Origin of the sequence: Pseudoalteromonas sp. MTN2-4, from assembly GCF_042848605.1 — a bacterium.
GTDB lineage: Bacteria > Pseudomonadota > Gammaproteobacteria > Enterobacterales > Alteromonadaceae > Pseudoalteromonas.
The window spans coordinates 1-827 of sequence record NZ_BTGK01000048.1; the positions used below are offsets into that span (position 1 = coordinate 1).

Annotated in this window: 1 protein-coding gene; it reads right to left on the bottom strand. The window is 40.3% G+C overall.

Annotation, left to right across the window (positions count from 1 at the left end):
* Positions 1-103: 103 nt before the first annotated feature.
* Positions 104-802 carry a hypothetical protein gene (locus ACGHEH_RS21655; protein WP_390449841.1) on the bottom strand — a complete coding sequence of 233 codons (699 nt, stop codon included), beginning with the start codon at positions 800-802 and terminating at the stop codon, positions 104-106.
* Positions 803-827 lie beyond the last annotated feature (25 nt).

Below are 827 nucleotides of genomic sequence, written 5' to 3' on the forward strand. Positions count from 1 at the left end.
TAACGCTTGCCTAACCGGCGAGAAATAGCAGGCTAAAATTAGCGACGAAGGAGCGCAAGCCTGCTGTTTTGCGTCCTTTGGTTTAGGCACTTGTTATACCCCGTTACGGCAGATCATTTCTTTTTGAATAGCAGCAATCACCTTCTAAGAGCCTAAAAACATCATCTTCAAGCTCAATGAAAAGCTTCTCTGATAATTTAGCCTTATCAGTAGCTGTGGGAGCTGCCTTGTCTTTAGGTAAGTAGATTGGCCTCATTGAATTAATAGAGTTTACTTGCCTAGACTGCATATGCTGGAAATTGTAAGCGTTCAGGAGATGAAGTTGAACATTAGAATCGAGCGCATATTCTAAATCAGAGTAACCAACTTCAACGCTTACCATACAACGGTCTAAATCATACAACCAAGGTAAAAGAATATAATCAACTTGGTTTGTTTCAAGCAGGCTCTCAATATACTTGCGACCTTCCTGAGTAAGGGTGACTGAATGATCCCATTCTTTACGTTCAAAATAACTTGAGATTTTATGGGCAGGTAATTTGCCTAGGGATACTGACAAATTCCCCGACTTTGTTATGCCCTTAGCCACGGATGTGTTGTAACTGTCAGAAAAGCTAGGGCTAAGTTCCTCACTTTCCGACTCATTGTTGAAAACTGTCACGCCTTTGTAGAGGTAGCAGAATTGATTGTTGTGTGATTCAAGTGTTAACACCCCAATTCTTTTCGAAGCTAATTTTTCATTTTGTGTACTAGCACACCCTGATAGTACAACAATAAGGGTTATTAATATTGTGCGTAACATCTAAACTCCTTTAGGGGTATAACGC